We start from the raw sequence: 16,128 nt of genomic DNA on the forward strand, positions 1-16,128 counted from the left end.
TCGAATATACGAATTCTGAATACTAACTACCTGTTAACCAGTTCACCATCTATGTAAGCATTCACCCGTTCTTCCAGAATAGGCAAAGTAACCACTCCCTGCTCTAAAATGACTTCATGAAAAGCGCGGATATCAAAATTTTCTCCCAAGGCTTCCTCAGCTTTTGCTCGGAGTTCTCGGATTTTAATTTCTCCAATTTTATAAGATACTGCCTGTCCAGGCCAGGAGATGTAGCGGTCGACTTCAGTATTGATGTTATGCAAGGAGAGCGCCGTGTTTTTAACGAAATAGTCCACGGCCTGCTCCCTTGTCCAGCCCATAGCATGTATGCCGGTATCCACCACAAGTCGGCAGGCGCGCCACTGCTCGTAGGTCAATTTTCCAAAGCGTTCGTAGGGCGTGGTGTAAATGCCCATCTCTTCAGCCAAAAATTCCGAATAGAGTCCCCAACCTTCTCCGTAGGCAGAGAGGTACATGGATTTTCTGAATCTAGGGATACTATCGCCCATCTCAGCATTAAGCGCATTTTGAAGATGATGACCAGGGACAGCCTCATGAGCCGTTAAAGATGGCAAGACATAGAGCGGTCGGTTGGGTAAATTGTAAGTGTTGACCCAATAATAGCCTGGTTGCGTCTCATCAGAAGCACCGATGTAGCGTCCCGTGGTATATTTTGGAGCAATGGCATCCGGTACTTTAGCCACACCATAAGGTTTTCTGGGTAAAGTTTTAAAATAAGCTGGCAGTTTGGCGTCGATACGCTTGGCGATATCTCGGGCTTCTTTTAAAAGCTCTTCGCCAGAGGTCGCATAAAATTGGGGATCGGTTCTTAAAAAGGTGATAAACTCCTCCAGGTTACCCTCGTAATTCACTTCTTCGACAATAGCCTTCATCTCTGAATTAATTCGGCTCACTTCTTCAAGTCCAACCTCATGGATCTCCTTAGCAGATAAATCCAAAGTGGTGTAATAATTCAACCGATTCTGATAATACGCCATGCCCTGCGGACCTTCAGACACCCCAAGATTGGATTTCGTATTCGGTAAATATTCTTTCTCAAAAAAGCTTTTGATGCGTTTGAACTCAGGAATGACATTGTCATTAATAGCTGTTTTAGCAGCATTCAGAACCGAATCTTTTTGAGTTCGAGATAGAGTAGAAGGTAAGTTTTCAAAAGGTTCATAAAAGAAGCTTTCTTCAGGTCGATTCACGATTTGAGAATCGTAAGTGGAGGCGTAGCCTTCAAATATCACTTTGGGTTGAGTGATGCCCTCCTTCAAGCCTTTTCGAAGTAATTTGAAATGCTGATCAACATAGGCAGGGATGGCATTTAATTTATTGAGATAGGCTTTTACTTGAGCGTAAGTGTTGAGGTCTCTCACCTGGTAAGATAAACTCAAATGAAAACCAGAATCTGAAAGTAAAGGATTGAGATAAGCTTTAAACTCATACCGATCTACCATCTCCTGTAATTTGAATTTCAAAAGCTCTGAAGAAATGTATCGGGTTTCATCAAGTGCATCGGTATCAATTTTAGCTAAATCGGATAAAAGTTTCTGAGCAAACTCAGCTTCTTTTTTATAATAATTTTCGGTGTATAAACCTAAAGGATAAGCCTCTCTGTCGTAGCCTTTATGGTTGTGATATGTGGAAATGACACTATCCAGCTGCTGAGCCAGCACTGGCATACTCATCATCGCGGAGATAAAAATTGAAAAAAATACTTTCATGTAAATCGGAGTTTTGTAAATAAAATCAAATATACTCAGAATGATTCTTACACTTATAAAAAACTATTTTCTTAGCTTATTCATCTGGTAAATAAAGGTACCAATATAAAAGGCTGCTAAGACAAACCACAGATAGGCCAACCATGCGAACTGACCTTTATCTCCAATTTTATAAAGTCCCGCGACAAGCCAGATCAGACCAAAGACAAGATTGAGGTATATGTATACTTTGGCTTTGTTCACGGTTTTAAAACCAATTTTTCTGGAGGTAATCCCCAGTCTGCCATTAACGTGTTCAATGCTTTTAAAGACTCTTCATGAATAAGGTCTGGATTGATTTTAAGATCTCTTTTTCTTGATTTCAGAATATAGTTTCCTCCAATTCTTTTGATAGTATCAATCTCATCGATTTTAATTTTGTTTCTAAAGCTGTACATCTTGTTTTTATAAATCCAGCCATCTTTTATTATTAAATATTGGTGTTTATAATCGTAAGCAAACTGGACTAGATATATAAGACCAGGTAATAAGTATAAAAAACCCATCCAATTGTCGACTGAAGGGACAACTAGACAAATGATGGCAAGACTCATCCAAACCAAACCTAACGAGAGATGGATGTAGAAGCGCTTTCTTTTTAATTTTATTTTCATTTGCTTTAAAAAAGTTTCAAAATTCTACTATTTTAAGAATTAAAAAAATAGTCAATCGTTATAAATTATCATTTAGCTTTATAATTTGATTTATGAAACTTAAAACTGAATTTGATTTGTTTGTGAATTTAAAAAAATCAAAATATCCTTTAGGTAACTTCTTTTCTAAGATTTCTTTTTCTTCGAATTGAGTATTAGAAAACTCTTCAATAAAATTCTAGAAGTATTCTACACCTGCTATTGTTAAACTTGCAGCTCTATTTTTGGTGTAATTTATTCCATCTAAATAATTTATTGCAGTTAATAAATTGTCTTTTGAAAAATCATTTTTAAGAAGCCCTTTTATATCCTTTTCTAAGTTTCTAAAATATTTGTCTGTAGCTCCATTATTCTCAATATATAGTTTAAACAAAATTAAGTGTCTATAAAAATTGTTTACTTCTAAAATATCTAAGGCCTTTTTCATTTTAATCTAATTTGTTTGTAATTCATTAAACTCAATTAATTCATGCTCTGGAGAAGCCTTAAAAAACGGTTTAAAACTCTCAGTATGTGAAGAGCCAAATAAAATCAATACGCGATCCTCTTCTGAGGTGATTTCTGAAGTGATCCGATGTAAAATTCTCATATTTCGACTGGTTTGGCCTAAAGTTAAAACATCTGCAACTCTGGTAGAACCTTTACCGATGGTACCTGCAAACTCATTGTAATAGCCTCGGTTTTGATACTCATTTGAGTTGAGGTGTTTAAAGTAGTCTAAAAGTGTGGCTTCCAGCAAATAGTCATCATCAATTTCATACCATTCTAAGTATTTTTGACCAATTTCACTTTCACCAAAGTCAGCATTGAAATCCAGGCCTTCGGTCAGTTCTTCTATGTAGGCTTTGGTGTTTGGATTGTTGTAGAGGTCATGCATCATACTTTTTTCATCGACAGCATACAAGGTATCCAAATCGAATTTTGAAGCTAACCTAAAAGCGATCTGATCGATTTCATCTACACTAAGTTGATACTCGCCGGAGGTATAGGCATTGAAGTTATTCATCAAAGCGTTGTTGGCATTGAAGTCTTCCACAAATATTTTAGTAGGCTTAAATTTGGAAAGGTAATCTACCAGTTCAAGGATTTCTTGTTGTCGCTTTGGAGAAGAGATATCTATCCGTTTTTCAGGATCTGTTTTATAAAGATCCTGGTCGTAATAAGCAAAATGAAAAGTACCTACCAGTAAAACTTGAGGGCGTTTTTGACCACCGATAAGAATTTCATCGGGTGGAGTTTGGGCAAAGGTCAATTGAGTTAAAACTATTAAAAATAGTAGTAGCATTGACTTTGTCATAAAAGTGTAATTTAATTGTTTATTTGAAGATCTTTTAAAACTTAAGTTTTCCTAATTATTGCTTTTCATAGAAATACCCATTGAAAGTTGAAATCAGTTGCTGTTCCATAAATTCTGGATCTGTCGGTTCCTTTTCTTTATTCGTCAGCATTCTTCTATAAAAAGCAACTTCATTTCGTTCAGAATCAAAAATATAAGTATAAAGTGTCATATTTGACTTTACTGGGGTTGGTACGTACATGCCTAAAGTTAGAATTCCAACGCCTATACCTTTAGCCACCTGTCCGCCATAGTTTCCCTTCTTTCTGCCAAACCCAGTAGCTATGCTTGCCATAGCAAAACGCTGATTCCTGCTCTCCAAAATTGAATCTAAAACTGGGGGTAGCACTATGCCCTCTAAATTATTCTTTTCAAATATCATCTGGGTTAAATTGCCTAGTTCATTCTCAATTTGTGCTTTTAGAGTATCATTTTCTATCGAAATTTTATCATTCAAATTCAATTTGGAAGCCTTGGTCTCTAGAATAGAATCCAAGGTCTGTCTGGTGATGGTGGAAAGTGAATCACTCAGTTTTGGTCGATTACCCTTTTCTATAAGCTGGATATAAGCCAATGGTTCGAAGTAATCGAGTTGTCTAATTTCTGAGGATGGTACAGAAGAGGATAAAAATTTATTGGTGCCGCATGAGCAAAGTACTAAGGTTAGTCCAAAGATGTAAAGAAGTCTTGATTTCATAAGATTGATTTATAGATAAAAACCGTTTATAACTATTGCAAAGATGTTGCAGAATACAAAGTTAACTTTTCAATTCGATATCCAGTTGGCGTCCTTCTTCTGCCGCTTTCTTATCCATTTGGGTGCCTACGGCAATACCAATAGCCATACCAATGGGTAAACCGATGCCGAGAAAGCCCATATTGCCCAGGCTTAGTCCAAAGGCCACGCCCAGCGGAAGACCAAAGGTCGTCATGCCTAAGACCAACCAAAGGTTGCGGTAGTGGTTTTTGGTGACTAGCTTGAGCTCTTTTTCGATGAGTTTGAGGATGCGTGACTGACTTTTCTTAAGCTGGGAGCGTTGTGCTTTCTCAGTCCCGGCTTCTGTATTTACGCATTTCACCTCAGTATTGATAGAATTGATGACTTCTGGTGAAAGTTCTCGTGTTTGCAGTTCCTCAAGCAACTGTTGCATCTGATAGTAAGCGCGGCCTAATTTTGGCTGATCTTCGAGACCGGAGGGTGGGGTTAGTTGGTGGAGGGTCATGAGGTTGATTATTGAAGGACAGAAACTTTTTCTATGACTACTTAGTTTTAAGTATTGTATGCATCACTTTAGAGTCTTTTTTAATTTAAAAATATAAAATAAAGTCGATAATCGTGCCTACTAAGATTGTAAAAAAATAAAATGTTAGTATACCTAAAATGTAAGTTATTAGAGCTTTGAAATAATTTATTCTTTTTCGTTTATCAAAGAAGCGACCGATAGCCCAAGCGTAATAAGCCAATGTTATTGCTGTACCTAAATATGAAATTTCGAGTCCTGTAACTATCTCTAGTAAGGCAAATACCGAATAAACCAAAGTCCCCATACCTGTAACGTATAACAATAGTATAAGAATCTCAAAAAAATTGTAATTGTATTTTTTGAAAAAAAGTTTAATCCATGATACTATAAACACTGAGATAAAGATATTAGTAAAGCCATAATTCTGCTTCAGCCATCCTAAAATATTTATTAATACTGACGCTTCTAATCCTAATGAGTCTGTATAACCTTCACCAAAACCTTCAAGGAATCTATCATAGATGTTTTGTTTTACCAAAGTATAAAACAAAGAGCAAAATATGACAAAAGTAATGGGCTTTACCAGTCGTTTTCTATCATTTAGTATGAAGTTTTGGATGCACTGATCTGGTCTGAGTGCTAATTCTTTCATGGTGTAAAAGAACCCTTTTTCAAAGTTTAAAACACTCATAATTTCCGATACTATGTATCTTCCATTAATTCTTTTTAGAGTAGCCTGACTTTGACAGTTAGAGCAAAAATCATCTTTCATTTGCGCTGCACAATTTGGGCAATCATTAAGACTAAGATTAGTTTTCAATTAACTTGACATTAATGGATAGATAAAATACTTAAAAATGTAAAACAATACACCGCCAACGATAGCTCCAATTATAAAATTTCGTGCGGGATTTTTGGATTTTTCTTTTTTCATGTTAGTTAGATTTGACTTATAAGTTTGTTTAAAAACGGTTTAGATATGAAAAAGCATCTCCCGTGGAGGCATAGATTGTAGGTTTTGCTGACTTAATTTTTTATTTACAACCGTGCCGTTTATTGGCGATGAACCAATGTTGGGCATAGTTAGGTTTTTCTATCTATCCTAATAAAATTGTCATAACTTTTGCAGATATTATCTGCTAATTAGTTCAATCTTCAAATGCATCTACAGCTGCTTTTATCTATGCTGAAAATCATGTCTGTTATAGTGCAAAATAAGAAAGCAAACCGGCTCAGATTCATTTATCATTTAATCTAGCCAAATAGCTAAAACCGACTTATTTATGGTCTCTATTGAACAGGCTCCACTTGATACCCCGCTTTTCTTAGGAGATTGACTACCCCATTGGCTCCGGCTAAGTGTGCAGCTCCAAACGCGAAAAATGTAGGTTGCTCTTTGGCTTTTTCTTCAATAACAGAAATCCAGTTTTTATTGCGGTTGTCTAAAAAGTCTTCGGTGTATAAATTTATGTTAGACTCCTGTGAACTCATATAATTCATAAGCCCATCTAGGTCTTTAGCTTCATAGAACTCTATCATGTCGTTGAGGGACTGGCTGTTTTCTTCATCTGTCGCTTGGGCCATTTGCAGCAGATCTTCTACTTGGTCCTGGTAAGGTACCTTATCAATCATATTCAACTGGTCTTGTATGCTCTCTAAGCCGATAATTGATTTCTCTGCTGATTTTGCTTTTTCTAAAAAGTAAGTGTCATAGCCTTGAGGTGTTGCGCAACTTAGAAAGCTTGTCAACGCCATAGAACTCAGGAAAAATGGCTTGATGTTCTTCATCATCGAAAAGTTCATGCCTTGCACCTTACCGTCGAAAAAACATTCGAGTTTCTTTAGTTCTTCATCGCTTGTAAAGTCCGATAAACTTTTGCCTTCTTTCATGTACATGTTTTGCATCATGATGGTCATCATGTTGGGGTCGGCCATATTGATTTCTAAAGCTAATTGCTCTGTAGATTCGAAGGCCTCTTTAACGTCTTCCGATATATTAACCTCACAGGCGATGTGAATGGTCCCGTAGAGATAGGAGCTAGTCTTTAGGTTATTTCCGCTGACCTTCCACAGTAAAGCGTTTTCTATGGATTGAGCAGAGGATTGAGAACTTAATGAAGTACATAAAAGAAATAGAAATAGAAATTTTATTTTCATGAGAGTTTTAATTTTCATTAGATTGATTATTTTGGATGAATTGTTTAGTTTTTAAATTTATGATTTTTTTATTATGCTGCTTTAATTAATTCATTTTATTCTTTTCAATTTTTATTTAGCAATCTATGAATTTCTCCAATATCAAACTGGTCGTGTCCGATATGGACGGTACACTCTTGAATAGTCAGCACGAGGTGAGTGAGCGGTTTTTAAAGCAGTTCCAGCAGATGAAAGCCAAAGGGATTCATTTTGTGGCGGCTAGTGGTCGGCAATTCCAGAGCATCACTCATAAACTCTCCTCCATACAAGACGACATCAGTGTGATTGCAGAAAACGGAGCACTGATGCAACACAATGGGAATACTCAGGTGCTCTTAAAGCTTTCTCCCAGTGATGTCAACACTTGTATTTCGCTGCTAAGGCAAGTGAAAGGCTGTTATCCAGTTCTTTGCGGGAGAAAAGCGGCTTACATCGAGTCTAAAGACGATGCTTTTATTTCCGAGTTTCAGAATTATTACTCAGCGATTCAACAAGTCAGCGACCTCACTCAGGTGAAAGATGACGATTTCCTCAAAATAGCTGTGTTTCACTTTGAATCCACCGAAGACTTTGTGTATCCTCATCTGGACTCTATTCTGGAGCAGTTTCAGGTCATCGTCTCAGGGCAAAACTGGTTGGACATCTCCCATAAAGAGGCCAACAAAGTCTTTGCACTCAAGCATATCCAAACCGATTTGGGTGTCTCTCCAGAGGACACCATGGTCTTTGGTGATTATAACAATGATATCGAAATGCTGAAACTGGCTAAGTTCAGCTACGCCATGGCCAATGCGCATCCTCGGGTGAAGGCAACCGCCAAATACACGACCTCAAGCAACGATGCCTATGGGGTGGAGAACATTTTGGAACTATTGCTGTCGGGCAGGTAAAAGGAATCCACCCCTATAAATCCGTATGTTATTTCAGGACCATATCATCTCTGGAAAACTGCCTGAAACTGAAGTAACACATGGCAAAAGCCATCAGAGTTAATGACAATACAATAACGGCATATTGGCTGACTTGTATGCTGCCAGCAATGATCTCTTTGGTAGCCAGAGCGATGTTTAAAATTGGCACCCAAACCGTCTGCCAGTTCAATTCAACACTTGGCATCAAGGCTACCATCGCCGGGATGATCACTACAAAATTAAGCGGAGTCACTATACTTTGGGCTTCCTTGAAGCTTTTGGCACGTATCACGATGGCAGAGAGCAGACCTGCAAAGAAAATGCTTAACGGAAACAGCATCCCAAAGAGCATCACGATGAATTTTGTACTCAAAATATCGTTGATAGAGTCTAAAAAGTCGAGCGGGATATCGGGTAAAAATTTTAAACCGACCATCATCCCTAGAATCGTCATAAAAGCGGCAGAAAGGCCTACGATAGAAATGGTGATCATCTTACCCACCAGAATTTTAAAACGGGAGGCGGGGGAGGTCAATAGCGTTTCTATGGTTCCTCGTTCTTTTTCGCCGGTGATGAGGTCGATGGCCGGATACATGCAGCCTAAAAAGCAAAAGATGATAAAGATGTAAGGTAAAAATCCGCCCACGGTTTTGCCGATTTGTTCCTTTTGAGAAGCGATGTCTTGTTTAGAAATTACAATAGGGGTTAAGGCTTCAGCCGAAATGTTCAACTTTTGAATTCTATCGTCCAGAATTTGAGATTTCAAGAGACCTATTTTATCGGAAATTCTATTGTAAAGCAGAAGGTTAGTCGATTTATAATACAGATTGAGATTGGCAGAACCCATGCCGTCGATCTTAGACATAAAATCCGAATCAAATTCCAGGACCGCATCCAGCTCGTCGTTTTGGATATCAGTTTTTCCTGTCTCCAAATCAACATCCTCCAAAAGCATAAAACTATCCTCTTCGAATTCGCTGCGTATCGATTCTGGAGCATCGATGAAGGCAATTTTTAAGGCTTTCGTTTCTTCCTTATCCATCAGGATCTTTTGCAATTTGGTGACTCCAAAAAGCAATAAGGGAATGATCAACGCGGGAACAATGATAGCCGAAATCAGGGTGCGTTTGTCCCTTAGCGTATCGGTTAATTCTTTTTTGATGACTGTAAAGATAACGTTCATAGGAGATGGTATTAGGTTAGGCAGGAGTTTGAGCCTGATTGACGGTTTGGATAAAGGATTCTGTAAGGGAATTTCCAGAAGATAGTGTTCTGAAGTTTTCCATGCTGTCGTTATACAGCAATTCACCTTTATTGATGATGGCTAAATCATCACACAGCAAATCGACTTCACTCATGATGTGCGAGGAGAAAATAATGGTCTTGCCGTCGGCTTTACATTGTTTGATCAAGTCTATGATGCTGTTGGCCGTAATCACATCCAGGCCAGAGGTAGGTTCATCAAAAATAACCACGCTGGGATCATGAATCATAGTCCTGGCGATGGAAACCTTCTGCTTCATCCCTGTTGACAACTGACTGATGGGTTTCTTCTGAAAGTCATGAATATTCAATTGATCGAAGAGCATCTCTTTACGCTTTAAAAAGGTATTCTTGTCCATGCCGTGCAGATCGGCAAAGTACTTCACGATCTCCCCAGGATTAAGCCGGTCGTATAAATTGGTAGAGCCAGTAAGGAAACCAATCTTACGACGAACGGCTTGAGCCTGGTTTTCTACATTTAAGCCATCGACCAAAATTTGTCCTGACGAAGGCTTAAGAATAGTAGAAATCATCCGCAATAATGTGGTCTTTCCCGCCCCATTGGGTCCCAGGAGCGAAAATACCCGGCCTGGCTGACAGGTAAAACTAACGTCCTTCACCGCGTAGATGGAAGAGGCCTTAGTTTGCAGCTCCTTTTGTTTCTTTTTACTGAGTTTGTATTTCTTGGATACGTGTTGGATGTCGATCATGGATTGGATTTGGTTTTAATTCATAAGTAGCAGGCTTTTTGTCTAATTCAAGATTTGAGCCTTAATTCACTCACTATAGTTGATTAGTTGGTCTGTTTTAATGCTGATATGTTACAGTTTTATAAAAATTATTTGAAGGCTGATGTTAAGTTTAAATGTGTTGCATTTAAAACCCAGTAATAATGTGCCAGAAAAAAATCCGACATCAATTTCAGCAGATGTGAAAATGAAATTCAACAGGATTCATACTACACTGACAATGATTATAATGAGAGGTAAATTTTTTTTATCGGTTAGGTTAATAGCAACGGCTTTGATTTTGTCCGTATTCCGTTGAGTATTATGTATATTTTTATTAGCATATTATATTAGATTTCTGTTACATCTCCAGCATTCAATTTCATAACCATCACCAGCCAATGAAATATCTAACAATACATCAGCGTCACAATGACTACATGTCATCCAATTAGATTTAATCCATTCTTCAATTGGCACTTTACTGTTGATCATTCTATTGGCTCTAGCGTCTGAGATGAAATAAACCTGAGTAGGTTTCTTGGACTTCCCTCCTTTATCGTTTCCTACATTGTGGCAGAATCCTTTCTTTTCCCAACTCGCTACCTTTGGCCGTACAGAATTATTATGTGTTTTGTACACATTTGAAGCTAAATACGCTATAGTAAATAGTTCTTGGTCAATTTTTTTTATGTCTTTTAGAGCGTTTTCTCCGTAAAGCTCTTTGCAAATTTTTTCTGAATACTTTAAACTAGCTCGATCTAATGTTCTTTTATCAAGCTTGCTAACATTTGAATCGATCAAGGTCTGTTCAGCAATAATTTCGTCACAAAGCCGTATTACATTTCTTGGTGAATAACCACTCAATGTAATAATAATATCATCAACATCGGTGCTAAGATCAGCAGTAAAAAGTTGAGAAAATGTGGTTACCTTTCCATCTGAAAAAACAGATAGTCTTTTACTCAACATGGCTTTTAGAGCATTTCTAGACCATAATAAGTTATGCTGTGTAATTCTATCGGGTCTGCCTCCTTTCAGATAGAATGGGTATATTTTGTCCCATAGAAAGTATTTGAATGCATACCCATTTAATGAGTGTGTATCAAGGTCCCTTATTAATGGCTCAATTAATTTGTAAGAGGCAAGTTGGTCATTTCCAGTTTTTTCGGTTTCGTCAATCTTATCTAGCAGAATGTAAATTGCTTGAAAACCAAACTTTTTAGATAGTTCAAATAAAAGTTCTAGCTGATATTTATATGACTCATTTAATTTTTTTTCTTCCTGTTTTAAACTTGGCAAATCAATTTCTGGTAAATCATAGTTTTTGAGTAAAAAATTTACTAATGAGTCAAGAAATCCAATATTTTCGCTCCAAAAAGCTTTGATTTTTTGTGGTAACGATTTAAGACTTGACATAATTTCTTTTGCTTGTCCGCCACTTAAATCACCTAAATAATTATGTGCTAACATCGAGAGATTCTTTTTATCTTCCTTTGAAAGATTTTTAAGAGTATCTGGATACTCGGAAGTCCAAAAAATTAGACTTAAGAGTGTGTTTGTGATAATACTTTTCAAATGATAGGGCAGGGACACATCTTCTATTGTCTGAGTAGCTCCAAATTCAAATCGATCAATTGTGACTGACAGAATAGGCTTGTCTTTTGTCCACTCTTCGATCATTTTTCTTTGTGCTGTTTTACCGCTTCCTCTAGGAGCCATGACAACCGAAGATGATGGGCTCTTATAATCTCCTTGAATAGCCTCAAAGTAAGGTGGCGGTACAAAGTATTCCGTTATTAATTGTTCTTTATCTGCATCTGTATAAGCAAATGGATTCTCTTTAAAACCTAGATTGTTATATATGCTCATGAGAGACTAATATTATTCTTTATATCCTCACTCAAATTAAAAACCAGCAGTGTCAATACCAGAATAAAGATAGAATGTTAATGAAGGTCTAAACTACAGCAATTTTCCTTAAAATAACGCTCTCACGTATAAAAGTTATCAACGACTTATCCACATTTGGGGCTGAGGCTCACGAATACTAGCCTCATGGCATAGGTTTATTTTGAAATGTGCTCCTCAAAAAACTTTAACTCCCGGGGTTCTTTTTTAATGTGGTAGCCGATACATACCGCTAAACTTACAGAAGCTATAAACTCGCTGTCCTACCCTTAGAATTTATTCGATATGTTTTATAAATTCAGTAAAGGTCATGATTTGTGTTCGTTCCATTTTATCTAAAACAAGTAAATCATCATCTCCAGTAATTAAATAATCTGCTTTTGAGTCAACTAAAAGGTTGAGTAAAAAATTATCTTTAGGATCACGACAAAGTTTAATATCAGATTTTACTTATATCAACTCACCAAAATCGTCAAAATAATATAGAATTTTCTTGATGTCTTTTTTGGAAAAATATTTTTCAAATTTTGGTTGGTTGACAACATCTATAAATTCTGTTATCAATTCGTCTCAGAAAATTAAGATGATTTTCTTGCTCTTTACAAGTTGATCTATTTGAGTAAATTGTTTTGTTATCAAAAAGCTAATCTAAAGATTGGTATCCAGGATTACCTTCTTATTTTTCATGACGCAATTTTCTTATTTGCTCTACTTCATCGGTTATCTCATCAAGTGAGATTTCGTCATCAGAATTTGATTTTAATTTTTTGAGTAAAGATGAAAAGTCTGATTTAGTATTTTCTTTATTTATTTTAATTAAATTCAAGTCAGCTAAATCCTTCAAAAGCTTTTTCGCTTTTGGATTAAGTATATCAATTTGAATTGTTTCCATCACTAATATTTTTTCCTAAATTAAGAAATTTAATTGTACTAATTATTTTAATTATTTGGTGAAATAGTTTCATTTATTTCGAAATCAGCTGCTCAAAAAACCTTAAGTCCCGGAGTTCTTTTTTAATGTGGTAACCGATAAATACGGCTAAGCCCAAAAAAACCAAGCTGCCACTAATCAGAATATAGGTGTAAAATCCGCTGGAGAGGTTGGTCTTAAAGGCAGGCAACATTTGCCAGAATCCCCAAAAATAAAGCAGGTAGACCAGGGGCGTAAATCCAAAATGCACCCACTGCCGTTGTTTAAAATAGCTTCGGTGCTGTTGCAGAAAAGTCTGCTGGTCCTGGGTGGGGTCGATGTTCTTCAGGCTTTGGTTGTGGTAGACTTCCAGCCCCATCCGCAGCACTAAACTCAGCACCATTACCAGAATGCCCAATCCCGACCAGAGGTCGTTGTAAGCTTCGATGTAGATGTAGAAGCCGGCCAAAACCAGACAGGTGACTCCCAGGATAATCAAGGTGTAAAGTTGTTGGATTCTCATCTGCCTTAGGCTGGCTTTAGCTTTGGTGGCGACCTCTTCTGAAGAAAGAGGATGTTTTGCGGGAGCTTGCCCCTGCCAGGTCTGTTCTAGGTCTTGAAAGGTCATAAGGATACGCATTTTGATAGTTTGTCTTTAATTCGGTGAATTTTAACCCGGAGGTTATTTTCTGAAATACCCAGGATGCTGGCAATTTCAGGATAAGGTTCTTGCTCCAAGACCAGCAGAATGATGGACCGGTCTTTAGGATTCAGTTGTTCGATACAGGCATACATGGCTTGTAAGCGGGCATTGGTATGGCCTGGGGTGTTGTCCTCAGCCGCAACAAGGTGGTCCTGAAGCTCAAGCGTTTGTGGTGTCGACTTGTTTTTCCTTAAGGCGTTGAGGCAGGTATTCACGGCGATGCGGTAAATCCAGGTGCTCACCTGAGACTTACCTTCAAACTTATTCATGTGTTTCCATACTTTGATAAAAATCTCCTGGCAAACGTCATTAGCCTTATCCTGATCACCGCCAAAGTATCCCAAACACAAGCGCATTACCGCTGGTTGCTGAGCTTTGTAAATCGATTCAAAATCAGCCGACTTAGTCATTCAGCGCCAGATTAAGTTGGGTGTAAAACCACTCGGGTTGATCGTACATGATGTAATGGGCAGAGGTTGGTGCCATTTTTAAGTCATAATGTTTCAGCAACTGGTACTGGTCCTTATAGGTTTGTTTAGCTTGTGCTTCGCCATAACTTGTCACTCCCAAAATCAGCACCGGGCAATCAATCTGTTCGAGAAAGGTCGTGGCATTAAAGTTAAGATAATCTATATAACCATTGACATAGGTTTTACGATCGGTGTTGAGAATCCATTCCAGAATTTGAGGTCGTTTGTCTTCGTTAAAGGCCATCATATTTACCTGTTGAGTAGCCATAGTTTCGAAAGACGAGTCATCCATCTCCAGCATGGATTTTGAAAAAAGGTTGTCGTACTCAAATTCAGTCTGGTTTGGGAACATCAATTTGGCGGTGTACGGAAGCGCATCTACCAGAATGATCTCCTTGACCCGCTCTTTTAATTCTGCCGCCAGGTAAAGCGCAAGAGTACCGCCAAGACTATGGCCAACAAGCGTTACCTGCTTCAGATCCTTGGACTGGATGTAGTCTACCAGCGCCTGATTCACCCGAGGCAGCCAAGGGCTGTCTATAGGGGGCAAGCCATTAAAACCGGCATAATCGATAAGGTGAGTTTGATAAGTGCCGTCCAGATGATCCAGAGTTTCTGTCCAGACCTCAGACGAATTGGCGAAGCCTGGGAGAAACAAAATCGGTTCGCCTTCCCCGTTTTGCTGAACCTGTATGGCCTGCTGAGAAAAGCCTTTGAGTTGAACTAAAAAAAAGAATAGTACTGAAAATGTAGTCGAATGTGTCATGTCTATTAAGTTTAAGTTTCACCTTTTAGACACAACACTTTTGAATTATTACAGGTTGGAAGAAAATTTTTTAGACTCGCTGAAATATTGGGTTTTAGATAAGGTTTTCATGGAAAGGCTTTAAAAATAGAAAAATGACTTTCTCAAAACCCATAATATTGTCATTCTGAGCCTGCCTGAAAGCATCACGCAGGCAGGTTTATTTCAGAATCTTAAAGCAGCTGATAGCTAGTGTCTATCAAGACCTTGAAACAAGTTCAAGGTGATATTTACGAGGTGTAAGATGGATTTTTTGAGCTTGTAGTGACCAAAATGGATTCACTTCGTGCATCCCAAAGCGTTCAGCTTTGAAAATAAAAACACCCTATATAAAACCAAAAGCGAACTTGTAAGTGTTTTTTTGTTAAATCCACAATGTAGTTGTGAGTGATTGTGACCTTTCCTGTCGTCTGCCTCTGGCAGGTAGGCATGGCAAGATTCACTTCGTGCATCCCCCCAAGCGTTCCGCTTTGAAAATAAAAACACCTTATTTAAAATCTCAAGCGAGCTTGGTTTTTAAATAAGGTGTTTTTATTTATTCGTGACCGCGGCAGGATTCAAACCTGCAACCCTCAGAGCCGAAATCTGATGCGCTATTCAGTTGCGCCACGCGGCCTCAAATTTCCGTGAACACGGAAATCTATTATGCAAACTTACAACACTAATCGATTCTATGACAGCTTCTCTTTCACGATTTTAGAAATAGTTTTGCCATCAGCCTTTCCAGCTAAGCGTTGAGAGGCTAAGCCCATGACTTTACCCATATCCTTCATCGAACTAGCGCCAGTTTCTGCGATAATCGCTTCTACTTCTTTACCGATTTCCTCTTCACTTAACTGAGCCGGTAAAAACTGCTCAATGATTTTAGCTTCTTCCAGTTCAGCTTCAGCGAGGTCCTCTCTGTTCTGTTCTTTGTAGGTCTGAGCACTGTCTTTTCGTTGCTTCACAAGTTTCTGAACCAGCTTCAACTCTTCGGCTTCACTCATATCGTCTTTGTTGGCCGATGCTGTTTTTGCTTTTAAAATTTCACTTTTTATAGAGCGATAAGAAGCTAAAGCCACTGTGTCTTTTGCTTTCATTGCTTCTTTCATTTTTTGCATTACCTCTTGTTCAAGTGCCATGTTTATTTTTTAGGCTAAGATAAATAATATTACTTCAAAATCAATCCAAAGCCTTACTTTCAATGTAACCAAAGTTACTGCAGTAGCTTTATCTTCGATCTACCTTTG

The 16,128-nt window shown here is 37.9% G+C and carries 18 protein-coding genes and 1 tRNA gene; 1 reads left to right on the plus strand and 18 read right to left on the minus strand.

Going from position 1 to position 16,128, the window contains the following annotated elements:
• Window positions 1-26: 26 nt before the first annotated feature.
• The 8 genes from F598_RS0110790 to F598_RS0110840 all read right to left on the minus strand — a co-directional run bounded on the left by F598_RS0110790 (window position 27) and on the right by F598_RS0110840 (window position 7,159).
• Window positions 27-1,730 carry a DUF885 domain-containing protein gene (locus F598_RS0110790; RefSeq protein WP_019039068.1) on the minus strand — a complete coding sequence of 568 codons (1,704 nt, stop codon included), beginning with the start codon at window positions 1,728-1,730 and terminating at the stop codon, window positions 27-29.
• Between the two features lie 239 nt (window positions 1,731-1,969).
• Complete coding sequence (locus F598_RS0110800; protein ID WP_019039070.1) at window positions 1,970-2,383, minus strand: hypothetical protein; 414 nt, start codon at window positions 2,381-2,383, stop codon at window positions 1,970-1,972.
• A 217-nt stretch (window positions 2,384-2,600) separates the two neighbouring features.
• Complete coding sequence (locus tag F598_RS0110810) at window positions 2,601-2,849, minus strand: hypothetical protein (protein WP_019039072.1); 249 nt, start codon at window positions 2,847-2,849, stop codon at window positions 2,601-2,603.
• Window positions 2,850-2,855: 6 nt separating this feature from the next.
• Window positions 2,856-3,719, minus strand: coding sequence for a DUF5694 domain-containing protein (locus F598_RS0110815; protein WP_157595003.1), 864 nt, complete (start codon window positions 3,717-3,719; stop codon window positions 2,856-2,858).
• Window positions 3,720-3,774: 55 nt separating this feature from the next.
• Window positions 3,775-4,455: a hypothetical protein gene (locus F598_RS0110820; protein ID WP_019039074.1), complete on the minus strand. Its 681-nt coding sequence runs from the start codon at window positions 4,453-4,455 to the stop codon at window positions 3,775-3,777.
• Window positions 4,456-4,516: 61 nt separating this feature from the next.
• On the minus strand, window positions 4,517-4,981 hold the full coding sequence (locus tag F598_RS0110825; protein ID WP_019039075.1) for a hypothetical protein: 465 nt from the start codon (window positions 4,979-4,981) through the stop codon (window positions 4,517-4,519).
• A gap of 85 nt (window positions 4,982-5,066) precedes the next feature.
• Window positions 5,067-5,774, minus strand: a complete 708-nt coding sequence (locus F598_RS0110830) for a DUF3667 domain-containing protein (protein ID WP_026302660.1) — start codon at window positions 5,772-5,774, stop codon at window positions 5,067-5,069.
• Window positions 5,775-6,292: 518 nt separating this feature from the next.
• Window positions 6,293-7,159, minus strand: coding sequence for a TraB/GumN family protein (locus F598_RS0110840; protein WP_026302661.1), 867 nt, complete (start codon window positions 7,157-7,159; stop codon window positions 6,293-6,295).
• A 125-nt stretch (window positions 7,160-7,284) separates the two neighbouring features.
• Between F598_RS0110840 and F598_RS0110845 the strand changes: the two genes are divergently transcribed.
• Window positions 7,285-8,088 carry an HAD family hydrolase gene (locus F598_RS0110845; RefSeq protein ID WP_019039079.1) on the plus strand — a complete coding sequence of 268 codons (804 nt, stop codon included), beginning with the start codon at window positions 7,285-7,287 and terminating at the stop codon, window positions 8,086-8,088.
• A 28-nt stretch (window positions 8,089-8,116) separates the two neighbouring features.
• Here F598_RS0110845 and F598_RS0110850 read toward each other — a convergent pair whose 3' ends face one another.
• The 10 genes from F598_RS0110850 to F598_RS0110890 form a co-directional block, all read right to left on the minus strand.
• Entirely contained in the window at window positions 8,117-9,292 is a 1,176-nt protein-coding gene (locus F598_RS0110850; RefSeq protein WP_019039080.1) for an ABC transporter permease, read from the minus strand.
• 16 nt (window positions 9,293-9,308) lie between these two features.
• Window positions 9,309-10,082, minus strand: coding sequence for an ABC transporter ATP-binding protein (locus F598_RS0110855; protein WP_019039081.1), 774 nt, complete (start codon window positions 10,080-10,082; stop codon window positions 9,309-9,311).
• 363 nt (window positions 10,083-10,445) lie between these two features.
• Entirely contained in the window at window positions 10,446-11,972 is a 1,527-nt protein-coding gene (locus tag F598_RS0110860) for an anti-phage protein (RefSeq protein ID WP_019039082.1), read from the minus strand.
• A 315-nt stretch (window positions 11,973-12,287) separates the two neighbouring features.
• The gene (locus F598_RS15730; RefSeq protein ID WP_281163572.1) at window positions 12,288-12,449 is read right to left on the minus strand and encodes a putative toxin-antitoxin system toxin component, PIN family; all 162 of its coding nucleotides are present in this window, start codon (window positions 12,447-12,449) and stop codon (window positions 12,288-12,290) included.
• Window positions 12,450-12,687: 238 nt separating this feature from the next.
• Window positions 12,688-12,903, minus strand: coding sequence for a hypothetical protein (locus tag F598_RS0110865; protein WP_019039083.1), 216 nt, complete (start codon window positions 12,901-12,903; stop codon window positions 12,688-12,690).
• A 73-nt stretch (window positions 12,904-12,976) separates the two neighbouring features.
• A complete protein-coding gene (locus tag F598_RS0110870) occupies window positions 12,977-13,549 on the minus strand; it encodes a hypothetical protein (protein WP_019039085.1) in 573 nt (190 codons plus the stop codon).
• Window positions 13,546-14,034 carry an RNA polymerase sigma factor gene (locus F598_RS0110875; RefSeq protein WP_019039086.1) on the minus strand — a complete coding sequence of 163 codons (489 nt, stop codon included), beginning with the start codon at window positions 14,032-14,034 and terminating at the stop codon, window positions 13,546-13,548. The genes F598_RS0110870 and F598_RS0110875 overlap by 4 nt, the downstream gene beginning before the upstream one ends.
• The gene (locus tag F598_RS14605) at window positions 14,027-14,860 is read right to left on the minus strand and encodes an alpha/beta fold hydrolase (RefSeq protein WP_019039087.1); all 834 of its coding nucleotides are present in this window, start codon (window positions 14,858-14,860) and stop codon (window positions 14,027-14,029) included. The genes F598_RS0110875 and F598_RS14605 overlap by 8 nt, the downstream gene beginning before the upstream one ends.
• Before the next feature lie 581 nt (window positions 14,861-15,441).
• Window positions 15,442-15,515: transfer RNA gene (locus F598_RS0110885), tRNA-Arg, on the minus strand.
• A 55-nt stretch (window positions 15,516-15,570) separates the two neighbouring features.
• Window positions 15,571-16,020: a GatB/YqeY domain-containing protein gene (locus tag F598_RS0110890; protein WP_019039088.1), complete on the minus strand. Its 450-nt coding sequence runs from the start codon at window positions 16,018-16,020 to the stop codon at window positions 15,571-15,573.
• Between the last annotated feature and the right edge of the window lie 108 nt (window positions 16,021-16,128).

The organism is Psychroflexus tropicus DSM 15496 (genome assembly GCF_000378765.1).
Taxonomy (GTDB): Bacteria; Bacteroidota; Bacteroidia; order Flavobacteriales; family Flavobacteriaceae; genus Psychroflexus; species Psychroflexus tropicus.

Bases quoted from the DNA above. Each gene is read 5' to 3' on its own strand.
- F598_RS0110815 (WP_157595003.1), bottom strand. From the start codon at position 3,719: ATGACAAAGTCAATGCTACTACTATTTTTAATAGTTTTAACTCAATTG.
- F598_RS0110850 (WP_019039080.1), bottom strand. From the start codon at position 9,292: ATGAACGTTATCTTTACAGTCATCAAAAAAGAATTAACCGATACGCTA.
- F598_RS14605 (WP_019039087.1), bottom strand. From the start codon at position 14,860: ATGACACATTCGACTACATTTTCAGTACTATTCTTTTTTTTAGTTCAA.
- F598_RS0110830 (WP_026302660.1), bottom strand. From the start codon at position 5,774: ATGAAAGATGATTTTTGCTCTAACTGTCAAAGTCAGGCTACTCTAAAA.
- F598_RS0110825 (WP_019039075.1), bottom strand. From the start codon at position 4,981: ATGACCCTCCACCAACTAACCCCACCCTCCGGTCTCGAAGATCAGCCA.
- F598_RS0110875 (WP_019039086.1), bottom strand. From the start codon at position 14,034: ATGACTAAGTCGGCTGATTTTGAATCGATTTACAAAGCTCAGCAACCA.
- F598_RS0110845 (WP_019039079.1), top strand. From the start codon at position 7,285: ATGAATTTCTCCAATATCAAACTGGTCGTGTCCGATATGGACGGTACA.
- F598_RS0110860 (WP_019039082.1), bottom strand. From the start codon at position 11,972: ATGAGCATATATAACAATCTAGGTTTTAAAGAGAATCCATTTGCTTAT.
- F598_RS0110790 (WP_019039068.1), bottom strand. From the start codon at position 1,730: ATGAAAGTATTTTTTTCAATTTTTATCTCCGCGATGATGAGTATGCCA.
- F598_RS0110800 (WP_019039070.1), bottom strand. From the start codon at position 2,383: ATGAAAATAAAATTAAAAAGAAAGCGCTTCTACATCCATCTCTCGTTA.
- F598_RS0110820 (WP_019039074.1), bottom strand. From the start codon at position 4,455: ATGAAATCAAGACTTCTTTACATCTTTGGACTAACCTTAGTACTTTGC.
- F598_RS0110810 (WP_019039072.1), bottom strand. From the start codon at position 2,849: ATGAAAAAGGCCTTAGATATTTTAGAAGTAAACAATTTTTATAGACAC.
- F598_RS0110840 (WP_026302661.1), bottom strand. From the start codon at position 7,159: ATGAAAATAAAATTTCTATTTCTATTTCTTTTATGTACTTCATTAAGT.
- F598_RS0110870 (WP_019039085.1), bottom strand. From the start codon at position 13,549: ATGACCTTTCAAGACCTAGAACAGACCTGGCAGGGGCAAGCTCCCGCA.
- F598_RS0110855 (WP_019039081.1), bottom strand. From the start codon at position 10,082: ATGATCGACATCCAACACGTATCCAAGAAATACAAACTCAGTAAAAAG.
- F598_RS0110890 (WP_019039088.1), bottom strand. From the start codon at position 16,020: ATGGCACTTGAACAAGAGGTAATGCAAAAAATGAAAGAAGCAATGAAA.
- F598_RS0110865 (WP_019039083.1), bottom strand. From the start codon at position 12,903: ATGGAAACAATTCAAATTGATATACTTAATCCAAAAGCGAAAAAGCTT.